The organism is Ignavibacteriales bacterium (genome assembly GCA_026390775.1).
Classification (GTDB): Bacteria; Bacteroidota; Ignavibacteria; order Ignavibacteriales; family Melioribacteraceae; genus Fen-1258.
In genome coordinates this window covers 585,824-603,524 of sequence record JAPLFF010000007.1, presented here as the reverse complement: position 1 = coordinate 603,524, position 17,701 = coordinate 585,824, and the positions used below count along the sequence as shown (strand labels likewise).

Annotated in this window: 12 protein-coding genes; 8 read left to right on the top strand and 4 right to left on the bottom strand. The window is 36.0% G+C overall.

Annotation, left to right across the window (positions count from 1 at the left end; all coding sequences use genetic code 11):
* Window positions 1-48 precede the first annotated feature (48 nt).
* From NTZ27_07850 to NTZ27_07835, 4 genes are all read left to right on the top strand, one after another.
* Window positions 49-1,440: a tyrosine phenol-lyase gene (locus NTZ27_07850; GenBank protein ID MCX6174645.1), complete on the top strand. Its 1,392-nt coding sequence runs from the start codon at window positions 49-51 to the stop codon at window positions 1,438-1,440.
* Between the two features lie 159 nt (window positions 1,441-1,599).
* Complete coding sequence (locus NTZ27_07845) at window positions 1,600-4,155, top strand: HD domain-containing protein (protein ID MCX6174644.1); 2,556 nt, start codon at window positions 1,600-1,602, stop codon at window positions 4,153-4,155.
* A 17-nt stretch (window positions 4,156-4,172) separates the two neighbouring features.
* On the top strand, window positions 4,173-4,991 hold the full coding sequence (gene murI, locus NTZ27_07840) for a glutamate racemase (GenBank protein MCX6174643.1): 819 nt from the start codon (window positions 4,173-4,175) through the stop codon (window positions 4,989-4,991).
* A 75-nt stretch (window positions 4,992-5,066) separates the two neighbouring features.
* A complete protein-coding gene (locus tag NTZ27_07835) occupies window positions 5,067-6,176 on the top strand; it encodes a DUF4932 domain-containing protein (protein MCX6174642.1) in 1,110 nt (369 codons plus the stop codon).
* A 27-nt stretch (window positions 6,177-6,203) separates the two neighbouring features.
* Here the strand turns inward: NTZ27_07835 and NTZ27_07830 are convergent, their stop codons facing one another.
* The 4 genes from NTZ27_07830 to NTZ27_07815 form a co-directional block, all read right to left on the bottom strand.
* Window positions 6,204-6,734, bottom strand: a complete 531-nt coding sequence (locus NTZ27_07830) for an NUDIX hydrolase (protein ID MCX6174641.1) — start codon at window positions 6,732-6,734, stop codon at window positions 6,204-6,206.
* A 174-nt stretch (window positions 6,735-6,908) separates the two neighbouring features.
* A complete protein-coding gene (locus NTZ27_07825) occupies window positions 6,909-7,334 on the bottom strand; it encodes a class I SAM-dependent methyltransferase (GenBank protein ID MCX6174640.1) in 426 nt (141 codons plus the stop codon).
* Window positions 7,335-7,694: 360 nt separating this feature from the next.
* On the bottom strand, window positions 7,695-8,054 hold the full coding sequence (locus NTZ27_07820) for a YkvA family protein (protein ID MCX6174639.1): 360 nt from the start codon (window positions 8,052-8,054) through the stop codon (window positions 7,695-7,697).
* 12 nt (window positions 8,055-8,066) lie between these two features.
* Window positions 8,067-10,082 (bottom strand): S9 family peptidase, encoded by a 2,016-nt coding sequence (locus tag NTZ27_07815; GenBank protein MCX6174638.1) that lies wholly within the window; start codon window positions 10,080-10,082, stop codon window positions 8,067-8,069.
* A 150-nt stretch (window positions 10,083-10,232) separates the two neighbouring features.
* Between NTZ27_07815 and leuS the strand changes: the two genes are divergently transcribed.
* From leuS to NTZ27_07795, 4 genes are all read left to right on the top strand, one after another.
* The gene (leuS, locus tag NTZ27_07810) at window positions 10,233-12,686 is read left to right on the top strand and encodes a leucine--tRNA ligase (GenBank protein MCX6174637.1); all 2,454 of its coding nucleotides are present in this window, start codon (window positions 10,233-10,235) and stop codon (window positions 12,684-12,686) included.
* Between the two features lie 85 nt (window positions 12,687-12,771).
* The gene (serS, locus tag NTZ27_07805) at window positions 12,772-14,049 is read left to right on the top strand and encodes a serine--tRNA ligase (GenBank protein MCX6174636.1); all 1,278 of its coding nucleotides are present in this window, start codon (window positions 12,772-12,774) and stop codon (window positions 14,047-14,049) included.
* Between the two features lie 50 nt (window positions 14,050-14,099).
* Window positions 14,100-15,878, top strand: a complete 1,779-nt coding sequence (locus NTZ27_07800) for an ABC transporter ATP-binding protein (GenBank protein ID MCX6174635.1) — start codon at window positions 14,100-14,102, stop codon at window positions 15,876-15,878.
* A gap of 11 nt (window positions 15,879-15,889) precedes the next feature.
* Complete coding sequence (locus NTZ27_07795; GenBank protein ID MCX6174634.1) at window positions 15,890-17,683, top strand: ABC transporter ATP-binding protein; 1,794 nt, start codon at window positions 15,890-15,892, stop codon at window positions 17,681-17,683.
* The last annotated feature ends 18 nt before the right edge of the window (window positions 17,684-17,701 follow it).

Below are 17,701 nucleotides of genomic sequence, written 5' to 3'. Positions count from 1 at the left end.
ACATGATAACATTTAACACGTAACTATAAATAAAAATTTGGAGAGACAATGGCTGCAAAAAAAGTAATCAAAAGAAGCTGGGCTGAACCGTTCAAAATAAAAATGGTTGAGCCGATCAAAATGACAAACAAAGAGCATCGAGAAAAATGCGTAAAGGAAGCCGGCTATAATACTTTCTTACTTAAGAGCGAAGATGTTTACATAGATTTACTTACCGATAGCGGTACCAATGCAATGAGTGATTATCAATGGGCGGGAATGATGCTTGGCGATGAAGCATACGCCGGAAGCAGAAACTTTTACAACTTGTGGGATAATGTAAAAAAATATTACGGAATGCCTTACTTCGTTCCAACTCATCAAGGACGCGCCGCCGAACATATGATCTCTAAAATATTGATCAAACAAGGGGATTATGTTCCCGGTAACATGTATTTCACTACAACTCGTTTACATCAAGAACTTGCCGGTGCAACTTTTATTGATGTTATTATTGATGAAGCACACGATCCGCAGAACACACATCCGTTCAAAGGGAATATTGATCCGCAAAAACTTGAAGACTTAATTAAAAAGGTCGGCGCTAAAAAAATTCCTTATGTAAGTATGGCCGGACCGGTTAATATGGCAGGCGGTCAGCCGTTCTCTATGGCAAACTTAAAAGAGATCTACAACCTCACAAAAAAATACAATGTTAAACTTTGGTTCGATGCAACACGCGCAACAGAAAACGCATACTTTATTAAGATGCGCGAAAAAGGTTACGCAAATAAAACGATCGCGGCAATCTTAAAAGAAATGTGTTCTTACTTTGACGGATTGTGGGTGAGTGCGAAAAAAGATTTGATGGTGAACATTGGCGGATTTCTTGCAACATGTAACAAAAAGTTTTACGAAGAAGCGCGCAACATGGTTGTAATTTATGAAGGACTTCATACATACGGCGGACTTGCCGGACGCGATATGGAAGCTATGGCTCGCGGGATTGAAGAGATGGTAATGTTTGATAATATTAAAGCAAGAATAGGACAAGTTGAATATTGCGGTAAACAGCTTGAGAAGTATAATGTTCCTTTGGTTTATCCGTTCGGCGGACATGCAATATTTCTTGATGCAAAAAAATTCTTACCTCATCTTAAACAAGATCTATTTCCTGCTCAAACTCTTACTTCTGAAATTTATGTTGATTCCGGTGTGCGCGGAATGGAACGCGGAATTGTTTCATCCGGAAGAGATCCTCTAACGGGTAAGCATCGTTATCCAAAACTTGAATTAGTGCGCTTAACTTTCCCTAGACGAGTTTATACTCAAGCACATATTGATGTTATGGTTGAATCTGTTGCGCAAGTATTTGATGAGAGAAAAAAGATCAAAGGATTGAAGATGGTTTACGAACCGAAATATTTAAGATTCTTCCAAGCAAGATTTAAGAAGCTGTAATTAATATTTGTCATGCTGATCCCTACCATGCCTACCGGCAGGCAGGCTTGTCGGGAGAAGCATCTCAAACTCAATATTTGTCATTCTTCGTCCGGATCAGCCGGACTCAGAATGACCGAAACAATTATGGGCGAGAGGGACTCGCCCAATTTTTAAATTATGGAACTACTTAAACTTAAAGAAATATTTTTCGAGGACCGGGATAGAATCTTCAACACCGAGAATCTTCTCAAAGATCCGTTTAAATTCTCCGTTAAGTGGAGTATACTTGTTGAAGAATATATTCTAAAAGTATTGAAAGGAATAAAACTTAATTGTGCCGTTGCGTCAGTCGGAAGTTTTAGCAGACGCGAACTTTCTCCTTACTCCGATATAGATCTGATGTTCATTTTTGAAAAAGTAGATGGGAACGAAGGATTAATTAATAATTGTATTACTATGCTTTGGGATGCCGGCATAGAGGTCTCCCATACAATTCGTGATTTTTCCGATATTCAAAAATTTCTTGATCAAGATCTGCATGCCTTCACACAATTTTTTGAAACGAGATATATCCTCGGTAATGAAAAGCTTTACCACAAATGGAACAAAAAGATTTTTGATTCTTTAACTGAAAAACACAAGCAGAAATTAATTCTCGATTTTTTTGAAGACATAAAACTTCGTTATGCTAAATACGGCGAGTCCGCAAAAGTACTAGAGCCGAATGTTAAATATACTGCCGGCGGTTTGCGCGATCTTCAAGTTATTGAGTGGATATTTACCTTAAAAAATGATTTGATGCTCACCTCTCAAGAAGAAATTACACAGACGCAAAATTTCTTAAGCATTATTAAAAAGAATAAGATTCTAATACCGCGCGCGGCTGCACGATTGCAGGAAAGCTATCGTTTAATTCTTAATGCCCGCAATCATCTTCACTTGATTAGTAAATATAAAAATGACCGGCTCGAATTTATCTATCAAGAAAAAATTGCAAATGTATTGGGTTTTTCAGGAGACGGCTGGCATGCCTACATGAGAAAATATTTCGATGCGGCGAATATCATAAAAAGATTTACCAGCACAATGATAAAACGTTTCAGTGAGGAATTTACATCACCTATTAGCGATTTCTTATTAATCCATCTTGATGATGATTTCTCCCTCAAGGGGAATGTCATTTATCAGACAAGTAAAACTGAACTTTCGTTGTCTATAATTTTACGCGCATTATATTATAGAGGATTATACGATGCACGTTTTGATGAACATCTCCGAACAAAAATTATTGAAGCAGTTATTGATCATGAAGAAACACAAATTTTAGAAGCAAGATCATCTGTTTTCTTCCGCGAGATTCTTAAACTTCCCAAAAATGTTGGAAAAACTTTAGCAACTATGAATGAACTTAGTGTTCTCGGTACATTTCTTCCTGAGTTTAAGGAATTGGTCGGATATTTTCAGCCTGGAGTTTATCATTGTTATACCGCTGATGAACATACGATAATTGCTTTGTCCACACTTGAAATGCTTTCCGAAGAAACTTCATTACTTGGCAGATTATTTCAGGGTATAAAGAATAAAGATATTTTATATCTCGCAGTTCTTTTTCATGACATTGCTAAACCAATAAGTTTGTCTGGGCACGAAATCATAGGTGCTGAGATAGCAAATTCAATTATGGAGCGGCTCGGTTACAGCTTTGAAGAAATTGAAACGGTTCAATTCTTAGTCCGCCATCATTTAACAATGGAACAAGTGGCATTCCGCCGTAATCTTAACGATCCATCAACGTTAAATAGTTTTGCGGAGTTCTTTCCTAATTCAGAATGGCTCGATCTTTTATATTTACTCACTTATGCTGATCTCTCGGCAGTCTCACAAGTCGTTTGGACTCAATGGAAGAGCGATCTTTTAAACGAGTTATACCGAAAAACAAAAACAATGCTGGATGATAGAATCAGCGGGCAGGAATTACTTTCATACAACTTAAAAGATTTAATACAAAGTTCAGATGTTTATTCGGAAGAATCATTCAAAGATCATATTGAATCAATAAATGATATAAGTTATCTGCAGCATTTTTCCACAGAAGAAATCAATCGCCATATTGAAGAAATTGAAAAAGGATCGCCGGTTTCTGTTTTCTTTAAGGAGGAAAGCGACTTTACGGTGGTAACTATAATTACACGCGATTCAGAAGCATTGCTTTCTCGAATGTGCGGTGCACTTTCAATTAATGATCTGAATATTCACGATGCAAAAATATTTACGCGTAAGGACGGAATTGTTATAGATAGCTTTAATGTTTCAGATTTCAGAACCGGCAGCATAGTTGATGAGGCGCGTTATCCAAAAATTACAAATGATCTTTATCTTGCCGTAGAGAATGAATTACAAATCATAAAAGAGTTTAACAAAATAAAATCTAAGTGGTGGCGAATAGAGAATAAGCTTTTTAAAAGGAAAGGAAAGATCAAAATTGTTTTTGAGAAACATGATAAGTATACAATCATAGATATTTATTCTCCAGATCGTATCGGGCTTCTTTATCAAATAACAAAAAAAATGAACGAACTTGGTCTTTCGATTTACTTTGCAAAAATTTCTACCAAGGGGGATGATGTTGTAGATTCATTTTATATTCTCGATCGCAATAGAAAAAAGATTTCTACCGATGTTTATCAATTAATAACTCACGAATTAAATCAAACAATTGAAGAAATGTTATAGGTGATAAATTGAATTTCATGAATAAAACAAATCCGATTGGTTTTTTCGACTCAGGTATTGGCGGATTAACTGTTGTTAGATCGGTTACACGATTAATGCCGAACGAAAACATTGTTTACTTTGGTGATACTGCACGCGTTCCGTATGGGTCAAAATCTAACGATACTGTTGTTGAATATTCTCTTCAAGCGGCAAATTTTTTATTAAGGAAAAATATTAAACTGCTTGTTGTTGCTTGCAATACTGCATCTTCTGTTGCGCTTAAAGAATTAAGAAAATTTTTAACGATCCCGGTCATTGGGATGATTGAACCCGGTGCAAAAATGGCGCTTCAAGAATCCATGAATGGGGTAGTAGGAGTAATTGGAACACGTGCGACAATCAATAATAAAGCTTATGCGCATGAGCTGAAGAAATTAAATCCAAAAGTAAAAGTTTATGAGAAAGCTTGTCCTTTGTTTGTTCCTCTTGCAGAAGAAGGCTGGCTTGATCACAAAGTAACCGAGCTTGTTGCTAAGGAATATTTAGGAGAGTTTCACAAAAAGAAAATAGATAGTTTAATTCTTGGCTGTACTCATTATCCGATACTTCAAGATGTAATTCAAAAAGTTGTTGGAGAAAATGTTAAGCTGATTGATTCCGGAACTCCTGCGGCAAGATTGGTTGAAGATTATTTGAATGGAAGACAACTGCGGAACCAGTCAGTGAATCACGGACAAAGTGAATTTTATGTTAGTGATGTACCGATAAAATTCAGAGAAGTAGCGGAAAGATTTCTTGGTAAGAAAATAACTCACTTACATAAAGTTGAGTTGGATGAACTTACTAACGAATAATGAATGTGGAGCATTGAAAAATTTTACAAACTGAATTCTGCTTTCAAAGATTCATCTAAATAATGAACTGGTAATATGAATCGGTTACTTATTTCTTCCATATTTATAATTTTCTTTTTTTTCCTTAGTTGTTCTAAAGATAATATTGTTGATTCAAATCCGATTGATCAAGAAGAAGATTATGCATTACCAAATCCGCCAGGTCTCAATCTAAAAGTTGATCCAAGGATGGAACTGCTTGCGGTAGTTCAACATTTTACCACATGGGCTAGCCAGAGACACACAAAATTTGATATTGGTTACAAGCATGATATTGATAATTACTTCTCGAATTTTTCCAATCACCCTGCTATACAAAAATCGCAAGCATTGACTAACAGCAATTTTACATATGATGCACCAGTAGCATTTGTACTTTACCATAGCAATCCGCCGGAGTTTACTCAAATCACACCTTATTCAGATTATCTTATAACACGCGCTGGCGGCGAATCTGTTCTAAAAGATTTTGCAGATAAACTTAGAGCTTTTGCAAAAGATACTGATTTTATGAAGTTCTACAACAGCAAACAAAAATTCTATAATCATATTCAAAATGATATGATTAAAACAATTGGAGATACAAACTATACAAAGCTGCTGGAAGATTATTATGGCGAAAAAAAACACAGCTATAATATTTTGCCTGCACCACTTTTCCACACTGGTGGTTATGGACCTCAAGTCGAGAATGCAGAAGGATTGGATGTTTATAATGTTGCCGGGCCAATGGCTTACGCAAATGGTTCCCTCTCATTTGGCAACAAAGATTATCTTCTCTATATATTATTGCACGAGTTCAGTCATTCGTTTGTCAATCCAGTTACGACAAAATATTCTGCTCAGATTAATAATTCGAAGGCACTGTACGAACCAATCAAAACCCAGATGCAAGCGCAAGCATACTCTCAATGGGAAACTTGTGTGAATGAACATTTAGTTAGAACTGTTGTTGCAAGGTTAGCTTTGAAGCTGAGAGGGGAAATTTATAAAAACATGGTAATCAGCCAGGAGATGAGTTCGGGTTTTATATATATCCAAAAACTTGACACCTTAATGGTTGAATATGAAAACGATCGCGTTAAATATCCTAACTTTGAAAGTTTTTATCCCAGAATAATCAATCTTTTTAATTCTCTGCTCTGATAAAAAAATTATTCCATCTATCGGAAATCAAGAGTTTCTTTTAAGGAAATGAATTCCACAAATTGTTTTTGCATCAACAATTTTTCCATTACTGATTTTATTTTCGATTTCATCAAGAGTAAGTTCAACCACTTCCATTCCTTCTTCACCTTCCTCCCGCGCATGATTCCCTGGTGTTAAATCTTCGGCAAGATAGATATGTAAAACTTCATCGCAGAAACCCGGAGTAGTATAAATCTTTCCAAGTTTTGTAATCTTGTTCGAAGTATAACCGGTTTCTTCGGTAAGTTCTCGGGTGGCACATATAAATGGATCTTCATCTTTTTCAAGTTTACCGGCTGGGAGTTCTAAAAGTATTTCGTTATGCGGATAACGGTATTGAGAAATCAAAACAAACTTACCATCACTTTTTAACGGCAATACAACTGCACCGCCCGGATGCACTGCAACTTGTCTGAAAGATTTGTTGCCTGTTCCATTATATTCTATTTCGTCAACTTTCACATCAAAAACTTTCCCATGGAAAAGTATTTCGGATTTCTTTACAGAAAAATTCATTCTATCCTCAGTTGTTTATACAAAGATAAAAAAAGTTGTTGATGATTATGTAAAAACAAATTTATTGGAAGAAATGCTTTTTGTAATTATTTTTAGAATAGATGGGAGGATAAATAAAAAGTAAATAGAAAGAAATATATAAATGTACTATCTCAGGATTCTATTTCAATGGCATTAGTTTTTTATTGATGATATAATAAAATCATTAAACAAACCGAATTTTCTATTTTCTTCTGCGGAAAATTTTTCGGCATAGCGGATCATTTCGACTTTGAATCCAATGTTTTCCAAAGTTCTCTTAACATCCACTCCATACCATCTAACGTGGTCCCACTGGCCAAAATGTTTTTCTCTTTCTTGGGGTGAAGTAATATTCGAATCTTCGTAGGTCGTTTCAAACTTTTCATTGATTGGAATTGTAATTATTGCCGTTCCATCTTTTTTTAGTACACGGTAAATTTCCTTCATCGCTATTTTATCATCCGGTGCATGTTCAAGAACATGATTACACAGGACATAATCGAAGGAGTTATATTTTAAATTCATATTCATAATATCTAAATATTCAACTCCGTCTTGTTTGCCGTAACCTTCTACCATTTTATCACCGGGAAAGTAGCTCAAGTTCTTTAAGCCTTTAAACTTATTTATAAAACAGTACTCAGGTGCAATATGAAGGAGAGCAACATTTTCGCTGAATATTTTGTTTCATTCTTTAAAAAGAGCCATACTAACCGGTGTCTGCTGTGTGCACCGTTATCCGGAGTTTGATTGTATGTTCTTATCTTCAAAAAACATTTATAATTTTTTCCGGTGGTAGGACAGTGAACATCACCTCTCATACCTTGAAGATATACTTGTTTCAGGTAAATCAACTTCCAGTTAAGTTTTCTGAAAATAATTCTTATAGAAAAAGGAAGAATTTTTTAGCAAGATTTGTAATTATTCTCATTAAACTCCTTAATCATAATAGGGAACAAGCTCATGACCCATGAACTTGACTACGGCTGTAATCACTCCAAGATCATCGAGATAACCAACCAGCGGCACTACGTCCGGTATTGCATCTATCGGACTTATAAAATAAATCAATGCTGCAATAACAATTGATTTACGATACCAAGGCACATGTTTATCAACCATGTATCGGTATAATGCTTTTACCTCATTTGCAAATCGAATTTTATTTCCTACACGTTCGACTTTTTCCCAGAGACGATCTTCAACATAATCATTGCCGCGCTTAACTTTTTCTTCAGTATCAAAACTGTTTTCATCAATTGCTGTTGAGTTCAGATATTCTCTTTCATCGTAATCCATTTTGATCTCCGATTATTTTTTGTATTGGTCGAACCACTCAAAAACAGTTCTCCACCAGAGTTGGGCATTTTGCGGTTTTGTTACAAAGTGAAATTCATCCGGGAAATACAAGAACTTGCTCGGTACTCCTTTGCGTTGAAGTGTTGTGAAAAGTTCGAATGCTTGTCCTTCAGGAACTCTATAATCAAGAGCGCCGTGCACAATTAGCATCGGTGTTTTAAAATTATTTGCAAATTGATGAGGCGACCACTTTTGATGTAATGCTCGGTTTGAGTAAGGAGTTCCTTTCATCTCCCATTCCGGGAACCAAAGCTCTTCAGTTGTACCCCACATACTTTCAAGATTGAAAACACCATCATGGCAAAAGAGTGCGTTAAATCTTGTTGTGTGTCCTTCGATCCAGTTGATCATATATCCGCCGTAAGAAGCACCTGAAGCAAAAGTATTTTTTGCATCAATGAATTTGAAATTCTTTAATGCATAATCGTAAGCATTCATCAAATCGGTATAAACTTTTCCTCCCCAATCGCCGGAGATTTCATCCGTAAATTTTTGTCCGTAGCCAGTACTACCTCGCGGGTTTGGTGCAACAACAACGTAACCTTTTGCAGCAAACATTTGCAAATTCCATCTGTAATGAAAATCATCCGCCCAGTTTCCTTGGGGTCCGCCGTGAATTAAAAACATTAGAGGGTATTTGTTATTCGGATTAAAAAACGGTGGTTTTACAATAATTGATTGAACCTTCGCCTTGTTTGCGCCGGTACTCCAAAATGTATCAAACTCGCCGAACTCGATATTAGAAACTAAATCGCTGTTGATGTTCGTGATCTGTTTTAGATTATTACCGTTTGTATCCATTGAAAAAATTTCTGTTGGTAAAGTTGTTCTGTGCCGTAAAAAGTAAACCGTATTTCCATCCGGAGAAAGTTTCATTGAACTGTTCGTTCCGTCTTTAATAAGCAAAGTGTTTTCACCGGTTTCAAGATTGTATTTATAAATTGAGTGAAACGCTTCGCGGTCAGAATCGTAATAAATAAATTTTCCATCTGGAGAAAACAAAATCTGTCCGATTGAGATATCGAGTTTTTCGGTTACATTTTTTAGTTCGCCTGTTACACGGTTGTAAAGAACTAAAGCTTGTTTGTCTGCTTCAAATCCCGCACGGGCCATTGAATGAAACGCAATAAATTTTCCATCAGGAGAATAAACAGGACCATTATCATTTCCACCGCTAACAGAAATTTTCTTGTAGGATCCGGGGGACTTCTCATTGGTAATAAATATGTCATTGTTGGTGCTCGTAGCTAAAACTTTGTCAGCATTCATAGTGAAAGCAACTTCGTTGCCGTCCTGAGAGATTGCGTAATCAACATCTCCGCCGAGTGCAATTGGAGGTACATCAAACTTACTGTTTAATGTTAGATCAACATATTCTTTCGTTGAAACGTTTAGAAGAAATAGGTGGCTGCGTTTATCCCCGCGCCATTCGTTCCAATGACGGTACATTAATTCGGTAAATATTTTTGCCTTTACTTTACTTTCTTCTGCTTCTTTATCTTTCTTTTCGTTGCAGAGTTGAGTTGTGCAATCTGGATAAACGCTTGAAACAAATAAGGCAAACTTTCCGTCTTTAGACCAAACTAATCCGGAAGCACCTGTGTAAAGATCTGTTAATTGAACATTGTTTGATCCATCGAGATCACAGAGCCAGATATTATTCTTAAATTCGTAAGCGATCTTATTTCCATTGGTGGTAAATTTTGGCGCACTCTCTCCGACCTCTGAGTTTTTGATAGCGTGCAAATATTTTCCTTCACTGCTTATCATCCATACATCACTATTCCCTTTATTCTTATCCATATCATAAGAGGTTGCTGCAAAGACAATACTTTTTCCATCGGGTGAAAGATCAAAACTGGTGATACGTTTCATATTCCACATGTCTTCAATTGTCATAGCACGTTTCTGTGCGCTGATCGTTAAAGCTGATATTGATAATAATAGAATGAGAAAAAATCGTTTCATCGCTGCCTCTGTTGGTTTTTATTTTGTAAGTAAATTATGAAAAGGAGAAAGAAATTAAAAGAGTGATAATATGTCTTTAACATGTTTTCTTGATAACCCACCCCATTTTTCCTAACTTTGACTCCAATTTTCACAAATATTGCAATTAGAATGAAGTATCCTTTTGAAGAAATCGAATTAAAGTGGCAGAAATTTTGGAAAGAGAAGAAAGTCTATAAGACCGACTTAACCAATGCTGAGAAAAAACTCTACTGCCTTGTTATGTTTATATATCCATCCGCTGCTAAAATGCATATCGGGCACTGGTATAATTACGGACCGACAGATTCATATGCACGGTTCAAAAAGTTAAAAGGATTTAATGTTTTTGAACCGATCGGTTATGATGCATTTGGTCTTCCTGCAGAAAATTATGCTATCAAAACCGGCGTTCACCCTAAAGACAGTACGTTGCAAAACATAAATGATATACGTGTAATGGTTAAACGGATGGGTGGAATGTATGATTGGGATGCGGAGTTAATGACTTGCGTTCCCGAATATTACAGATGGAATCAGTGGCTCTTTTTACAGCTATACAAAAAAGGATTAGCGTACAGAAAAAATGCACCCGTAAATTGGTGTCCTTCCTGCCAAACAGTTCTTGCGCATGAACAAGTATTAAATGATGGAACCTGCGAAAGATGCGGAACAACTGTTGAGCAGAAAAATCTTACTCAATGGTTTTTTAAGATTACCAATTATGCCGAAGAACTTCTTGATGGTTTGAATAAAATTGACTGGCCCGAAAAAACAAAACTGATGCAAACCAATTGGATTGGTAAAAGCATCGGCGCAGAAGTCAATTTTAAAATTGACGACAGCGATGATCAGATAAAAATTTTTACTACAAGACCTGATACACTCTTCGGTGCAACATATATGGTGTTAGCACCTGAACATCCGCTTGTTGAAAAACTTACTACAAAGGAATTCAAAGAAAAAGTTGAAGCATACAAAGACTCAATAAAATCAATGACTGAAATTGACCGCACATCAACTGTTAAAGAGAAGACGGGAATTCAAACCGGTGCGTTTGCAATTAATCCGGTTAACGGTAAAAAAATTCCAATCTGGATTGCTGATTACGTATTAATGACTTACAGTACCGGTGCAATTATGGCTGTACCCGGGCAGGATGAACGCGATTGGGAATTTGCTAAGAAGTTCAATCTTCCGATTGTCAGAACTGTTCAACCACCGGATGATTTTGTAGGTGAAGCATTTTTGGGTGATGGTCCTGCTATCAACAGCGATTTTCTAAACGGTCTTTATGTTGATGATGCAAAGAAAAAAATAATTAAGTGGCTTGAAGAAAAGAAAATTGGAAAAAGTACAATTAACTATCGTCTTCGTGATTGGCTGATTTCCCGACAAAGATATTGGGGAACGCCGATACCAATTATCCATTGCGAAAAGTGCGGTGAGGTTCCTGTTCCCGAAGATCAATTGCCAGTTGTTCTCCCTTATAATGTAAATTTCAAACCCGATGGCGGTTCTCCGCTTGCAGGCAATAAAGAATTTGTTCATGTAAAATGTCCGAAGTGTAACAGTAATGCTAAACGTGATGTTGATACAATGGATACTTTTGTTGATTCGTCATGGTATTACCTGCGTTATCTAAATCCAAAATATGATAAAGGAATGTTTGATCCCGATCTTGCAAAAACATGGACACCAGTTGATACTTATGTTGGCGGGGCAGAACATGCAGTAATGCACTTACTCTATGCGCGGTTCATTCACAAATTTTTGCGCGATATCGGATTGGTAAACAGCGATGAGCCGTTCCAAAAACTTATTCATCAAGGAACGATTACAAATCAAGGCGCAAAGATGTCGAAGTCGAAGGACAATGTTGTTGATCCGAATGCATTACTGAATCAATACGGCTCCGATGTGTTCAGAATGTATTTGATGTTTATGGGTCCGTACGAACTTGGCGGTGATTGGAGCGATAAAGGAATTGTTGGTGTTGATCGTTTTGTACAGAGAACTTATACAATGTTTGAAGCACACAAAAATCTAGCAAAAGAAAATCCCGCAAAAGAGAAATATGATTTAAATGAATTGAACGACAACGAAAAAAATATTTACCGCAAGACAAATCAAACTTTGGAGAAAGTAGGAATCGAGATAGAGCATTTCCGTTTTAACACTGCTGTTGCATCATTAATGGAATTGCTCAACGGACTTAAAAATTTGAGCGAATGCACAAAAGATCTTCAAACTTATACTCTGGAAAGATTTGCAATAATGGTTTCTGCATTAGCTCCTCATCTTGGAGAAGAATGCTGGCAATTGTTGGGAAAAGAAAAATCCGTTTTTGAAAATCCAGTTTGGTTTGATGTTGATAAGAATGCATTGAGCGTAGATATTATTACTATTATAGTTCAGATAAACGGAAAAGTAAGATCGAAAATTGATTTAGCAGTTAATACATCCGAAGCCGATGTTAAGAAAGCTGTCTTTGCCGATGAAAAAGTAAAATCATACACGGACGGTAAAGAAATCGTAAAAGAAATTTATGTTCCAAATAAAATTTATAATATTGTTGTAAAATGAAATCAGCGTACATCCACATTGTCTGCGTTCCATTTAATAGCACACGGATTAAACGGATTTACGCGGATAATAAGAAGAGGAAAAAATGTTAGATGTAAAATTTATTCGTGAGAAGCCGGAAGCAGTTAGACAAGGACTTCTAAATAAAAACGAAAAAGATATTGTTAATGAAGTTCTTGCTCTTGATGAACAACGAAGATCGTTCATATCAAAAACGGAAGATCTAAAAGCAAAGAAGAATCAAGTCTCAGCGCAAATTCCGCAAATGAAAAAAGCAGGACAAGATACATCATCGGTATTTGCAGAAATGAAACGAGTCGGTGATGAAGTTGCTTTGCTAGATGGCCAGCTTCGCGATGTTGAAGAAAAGTTGGAAAATATTTTACGTCATACACCGAACTTAGCTCATTCGTCTGTACCAATTGGAAAAACCGCAGAAGATAATGTTGAAGTCCGTCAGTGGTTACCAAAAGAATTCTCGTACAAAAATGATTTCAAGGTTTTGGATCATGTTGAACTTGGTAAGAAACTTAGAATTTTGGATTTCGAAAGAGGAACCAAAATTTCCGGTTCGGGATTTCCTTTATACATGAGAAAAGGTGCTACGCTTGAACGTGCACTTATTAATTTTATGCTGGATACTCATTTGAAAGATCACGGTTATTCGGAAATTTTTCCGCCGATTCTTGTTAACAGAGAATCAATGAAAGGAACGGGACAAATTCCGAAGTTGGAAGATGATATGTATTTTATCGAGAAGGACGGTTTGTATCCGGTTCCAACCGCTGAAGTACCGATAACAAATATTCATCGTGATGAAATTCTTGCGGAAAAAGATCTACCAATTAAATATGTAGGTTACTCTCCGTGTTTTAGAAGAGAAGCCGGTTCATACGGAAAAGAATCAAAAGGATTTTTGCGTGTTCATCAATTCAATAAAGTTGAGATGGTAAAATTTTCCAAACCGGAAAATTCTTATGACGAATTGGAATTAATGGTAAAAGATGCTGAAGATATTTTACATGCATTAAATATTCCTTATAGAATTTTATTATTATGTACTGGTGATTTAAGTTTTTCGGCTGCAAAATGTTATGATATAGAAACATGGTCTCCGGCAGAAAACAAATGGCTTGAAGCATCATCATGCAGCAACTTTGAAGCATTCCAGGCGCGCAGGGCGAACATTAGATACAGAAAAGAAGAAACGAAGAAACCGGAATTTGTACATACTCTTAACGGAAGCGGTTTGGCAACGAGCCGATTAATGGTTTCTTTACTTGAAAATTATCAGACTCCGGAGGGGAAAATAATTGTTCCCAAAGCGTTACAAAAATATACCGGATTTGAAGTAATAGGATAATCTAGTCTAGAACGAAGAGCGTAGAGTTTCGAACACATTTCGAATTTTAATTGTTAAAGATAGAAAGGATTCTTTCAACTTTGTTTGGCAATCTCTCCCATCTTAAAAAATATTTTGTTAGATATAAAACCAAGTTGGTGCTAGGAATTATTTTTATTCTCGGCTCTAATCTTGCAAACGTTTATATACCTTTAAATGTAAAACAAGGAATTGATTCGCTTAGCAAACAACATGATATTCAAGTAATTATCAACCTAGTTATTCTTTTGTTAGTAGCCGCAACCATCAGCAATGTTTTCCGTTTTTTTATTCGTCAAACAATAATTGTTGTTTCCAGAGAAATTGAATTCGATCTCCGGCAGGACTTTTGGACGCACATCCAAAAACTTCCATTAAGATTTTTCCAAAACAATTCTACCGGAAACATTATGTCTCATGCAACGAACGATATAAGCGCAGTTCGTATGTATGTTGGTCCGGCGGTTATGTACACAATTGATAACGGAATTAAATTTATTCTAACTTTTGCCGTAATGATTTCTCTTAGCCCGCTCCTAACACTTTATGCTCTTATGCCTTTGCCGCTTCTCTCGTTTGTGGTATACATCGTAATGAAAAAAATGCATGTAAAATACACAAGGATACAAGAAAAAATTTCAGATCTTACAACTAAAGCTCAAGAAAACTTTTCCGGTATAAGAGTAATAAAATCCTATGAGAGAGAAGATCATGAAATAAAAGAATACACAAAAGAGAGTGCAGAATATCTAAATTGTAAAATGGATCAAGTAAAACTTCAAGCGCTGTTCATGCCTGTCTTTTTTATAATAGCCGGACTTTCGGCAATTATTGTAGTCTTAGCCGGCGGAAATATGGTGATCAACAAAACTTTGAGCATTGGCGTAATAGTAGCATTTATGTTGTTTCTGGTAGATTTAATTTGGCCGATGATTTCTTTCGGTTGGGTTGCTAATATGATCCAGCAGGCAGATGCAAGTATGAAGCGCCTGTTAAAAATATTAAATGAACCTTACGAAATTTCTAATGAGGATACCGATAATAGCATACAAGAAATTAAAGGTGATATTGAATTTAAGAATGTTTCTTTCCGTTACTCGGAAAATTTACCGTGGATACTTAAGAACTTAAGTTTTAAAATAAAACATGGTCAGACAATTGCATTTATCGGCAATACAGGTGTAGGTAAAACAAGTTTGATAAATCTTTTACCGCGTCTGTACGATGTTACTGAAGGTCAGGTAATGGTAGACGGAAATGATGTGAGAAAGATTCCACTTGAAGTATTAAGAAAAAATATCGGTATGGTTCCTCAAGAAACTTTTCTCTTCTCGGATACATTAGAAAAAAATATTCTTTATGGATTAGATGCTGAGAATCAATCTCTTGTTGATAAAGTTTCCGAGATCTCACAATTATCAAAAGATGTGTTTGCTTTTCCGCTTGGCTACCAAACAATTCTAGGTGAACGGGGAATTACACTTTCAGGAGGACAGAAACAACGCTCCACACTTGCACGTGCATTAGCCATTGATCCTAAGATTTTAATTTTAGATGATTCATTCTCCGCAGTTGATACAAATACTGAAGAAGAAATATTAAAGAAGTTGAAAGATTTTATGAATGATCGAACAAGCATAATCATAAGCCATAGAATTTCAACTGTTAAAGATTCCGATAAGATTTTTGTGATTGATCAAGGAGAAATTGTTGAAGAAGGAAATCACGAACAGTTGGTTGCCAAGGGCGGAATTTATTCTGAACTCAACGCAAAACAGTTATTAGAAAAAGAACTTTTGGAAATGAACTAGAAAGAATAAGAATGGCTGAAGCACAGAAAGATGATGAAATATTAGGCAAAGCTTACGACGCAAAATTGATGCGGCGGTTGCTTCAGTACGTTAAGCCGTATAAAAAGTACGTAATCATTGCTATACTTATGAATATTATTGTCGCAGCACTTGGACCTGTTCGTCCATATTTAACAAAAATTGCTTTCGATGACAATATTAAGAATAATGATTTTCATGGGTTGCTTATCATCTGTGGAATTTTATTGGTGTCTCTAATACTTCAAGCATCAATTCAATATTTTCTTACTTATTACACAGAGTTGATGGGGCAAAAAATTGTTTATGATCTTCGTGTTCAAATATTTTCTCATGTACAAAAACTTGCTTTAAGATATTTTGATAAAACTCCAGTTGGAAGAACAGTTACCCGCGTTACTAATGATGTTGACTCACTTAACGAAATGTTTTCATCGGGAATTGTTTCGGTTTTCAGCGACATATTTGTAATCGTCTGGATTTTTATTTTCATGTTTGCTATGGCATGGGATCTTTCTCTTGTAACTCTTTCGGTAATGCCTGTGTTGATCTATGCAACATTTTTATTCAGAAAAAAAGTACGCGAAACATATAGAGATGTTCGTCTGCACCTGGCAAGATTAAATTCTTATATGCAGGAACGCGTAACGGGTATGAATGTTGTGCAGATATTCTCTAAGGAAAAAGAAGAACTAAAAAAATTCTCAAGTATCAATGACGATAACAAAGTTGTAAACATTAAATCCATTTTCTACTATGCAGTGTTTTTCCCGGTAGTTGAAATGCTCAGTGTAATTTCTGTTGGACTTATTATTTGGTACGGCGGCGGAGAAGTTATTCAGAGCCGTTTGACAGTTGGTGTTTTAATTGCATTTTTTCAATACACTGAAATGTTTTGGCGTCCCGTTCGTGATCTTTCCGAAAAGTATAATATTCTTCAAACTGCAATGGCTTCTTCTGAAAGGATATTCAAACTTTTGGATGATAAAACAATAATTGAGAATCCGGATAATCCTTCACAGCTTCCAACAGTTCGCGGTGAGATCGAATTTAAGAATGTTTGGTTTGCTTACAATCCCGAAGATTATGTTTTAAGGAATGTTTCTTTTAGAATTAATCCCGGCGAAACCATTGCCATTGTTGGCGCTACCGGTGCTGGTAAAACAAGTATAATAAATATTCTAACCAGATTCTATGATATTGCCAAAGGTAGCATCACTCTTGATGGAATAGATATTCGGAATTTAGACAAACGCGATCTGCGGAAATATATTGCAATTGTGCTGCAGGATGTTTTCCTTTTTTCTGGAACTATAAAATCGAATATTAATCTCGGTAACGAAAAAATAACCGATGAGCAAATAATAGAAGCGGCAAAAACAGTCGGAGCTCACAAATTTATTTCTCAGCTTCCGAACGGTTACGATGAAGTTGTTAAAGAAAAAGGTGCAACTCTCAGCGTCGGACAAAAACAATTGATCTCATTTGCAAGAGCGTTGGCGTATAATCCTCAAATACTAATTTTAGATGAAGCAACTTCCAGCATTGATACTGAAACCGAACAGATCATTCAAAACGCTATCGAAAAACTATTAGTAGGAAGAACCTCGATAGTAATAGCGCATCGTCTTTCTACGATTCAGAATGCGGACAAAATTCTTGTAATGCACAAAGGCGAATTAAAAGAAATTGGAACACATCAAGAACTTCTGGCAAAAAGGGGAATTTACTACAAACTTTATCAGTTGCAGTATAAAGATCAAGAAGTTGGACAAAACATCTCTTAGTATGTTAAGATCTAAAAC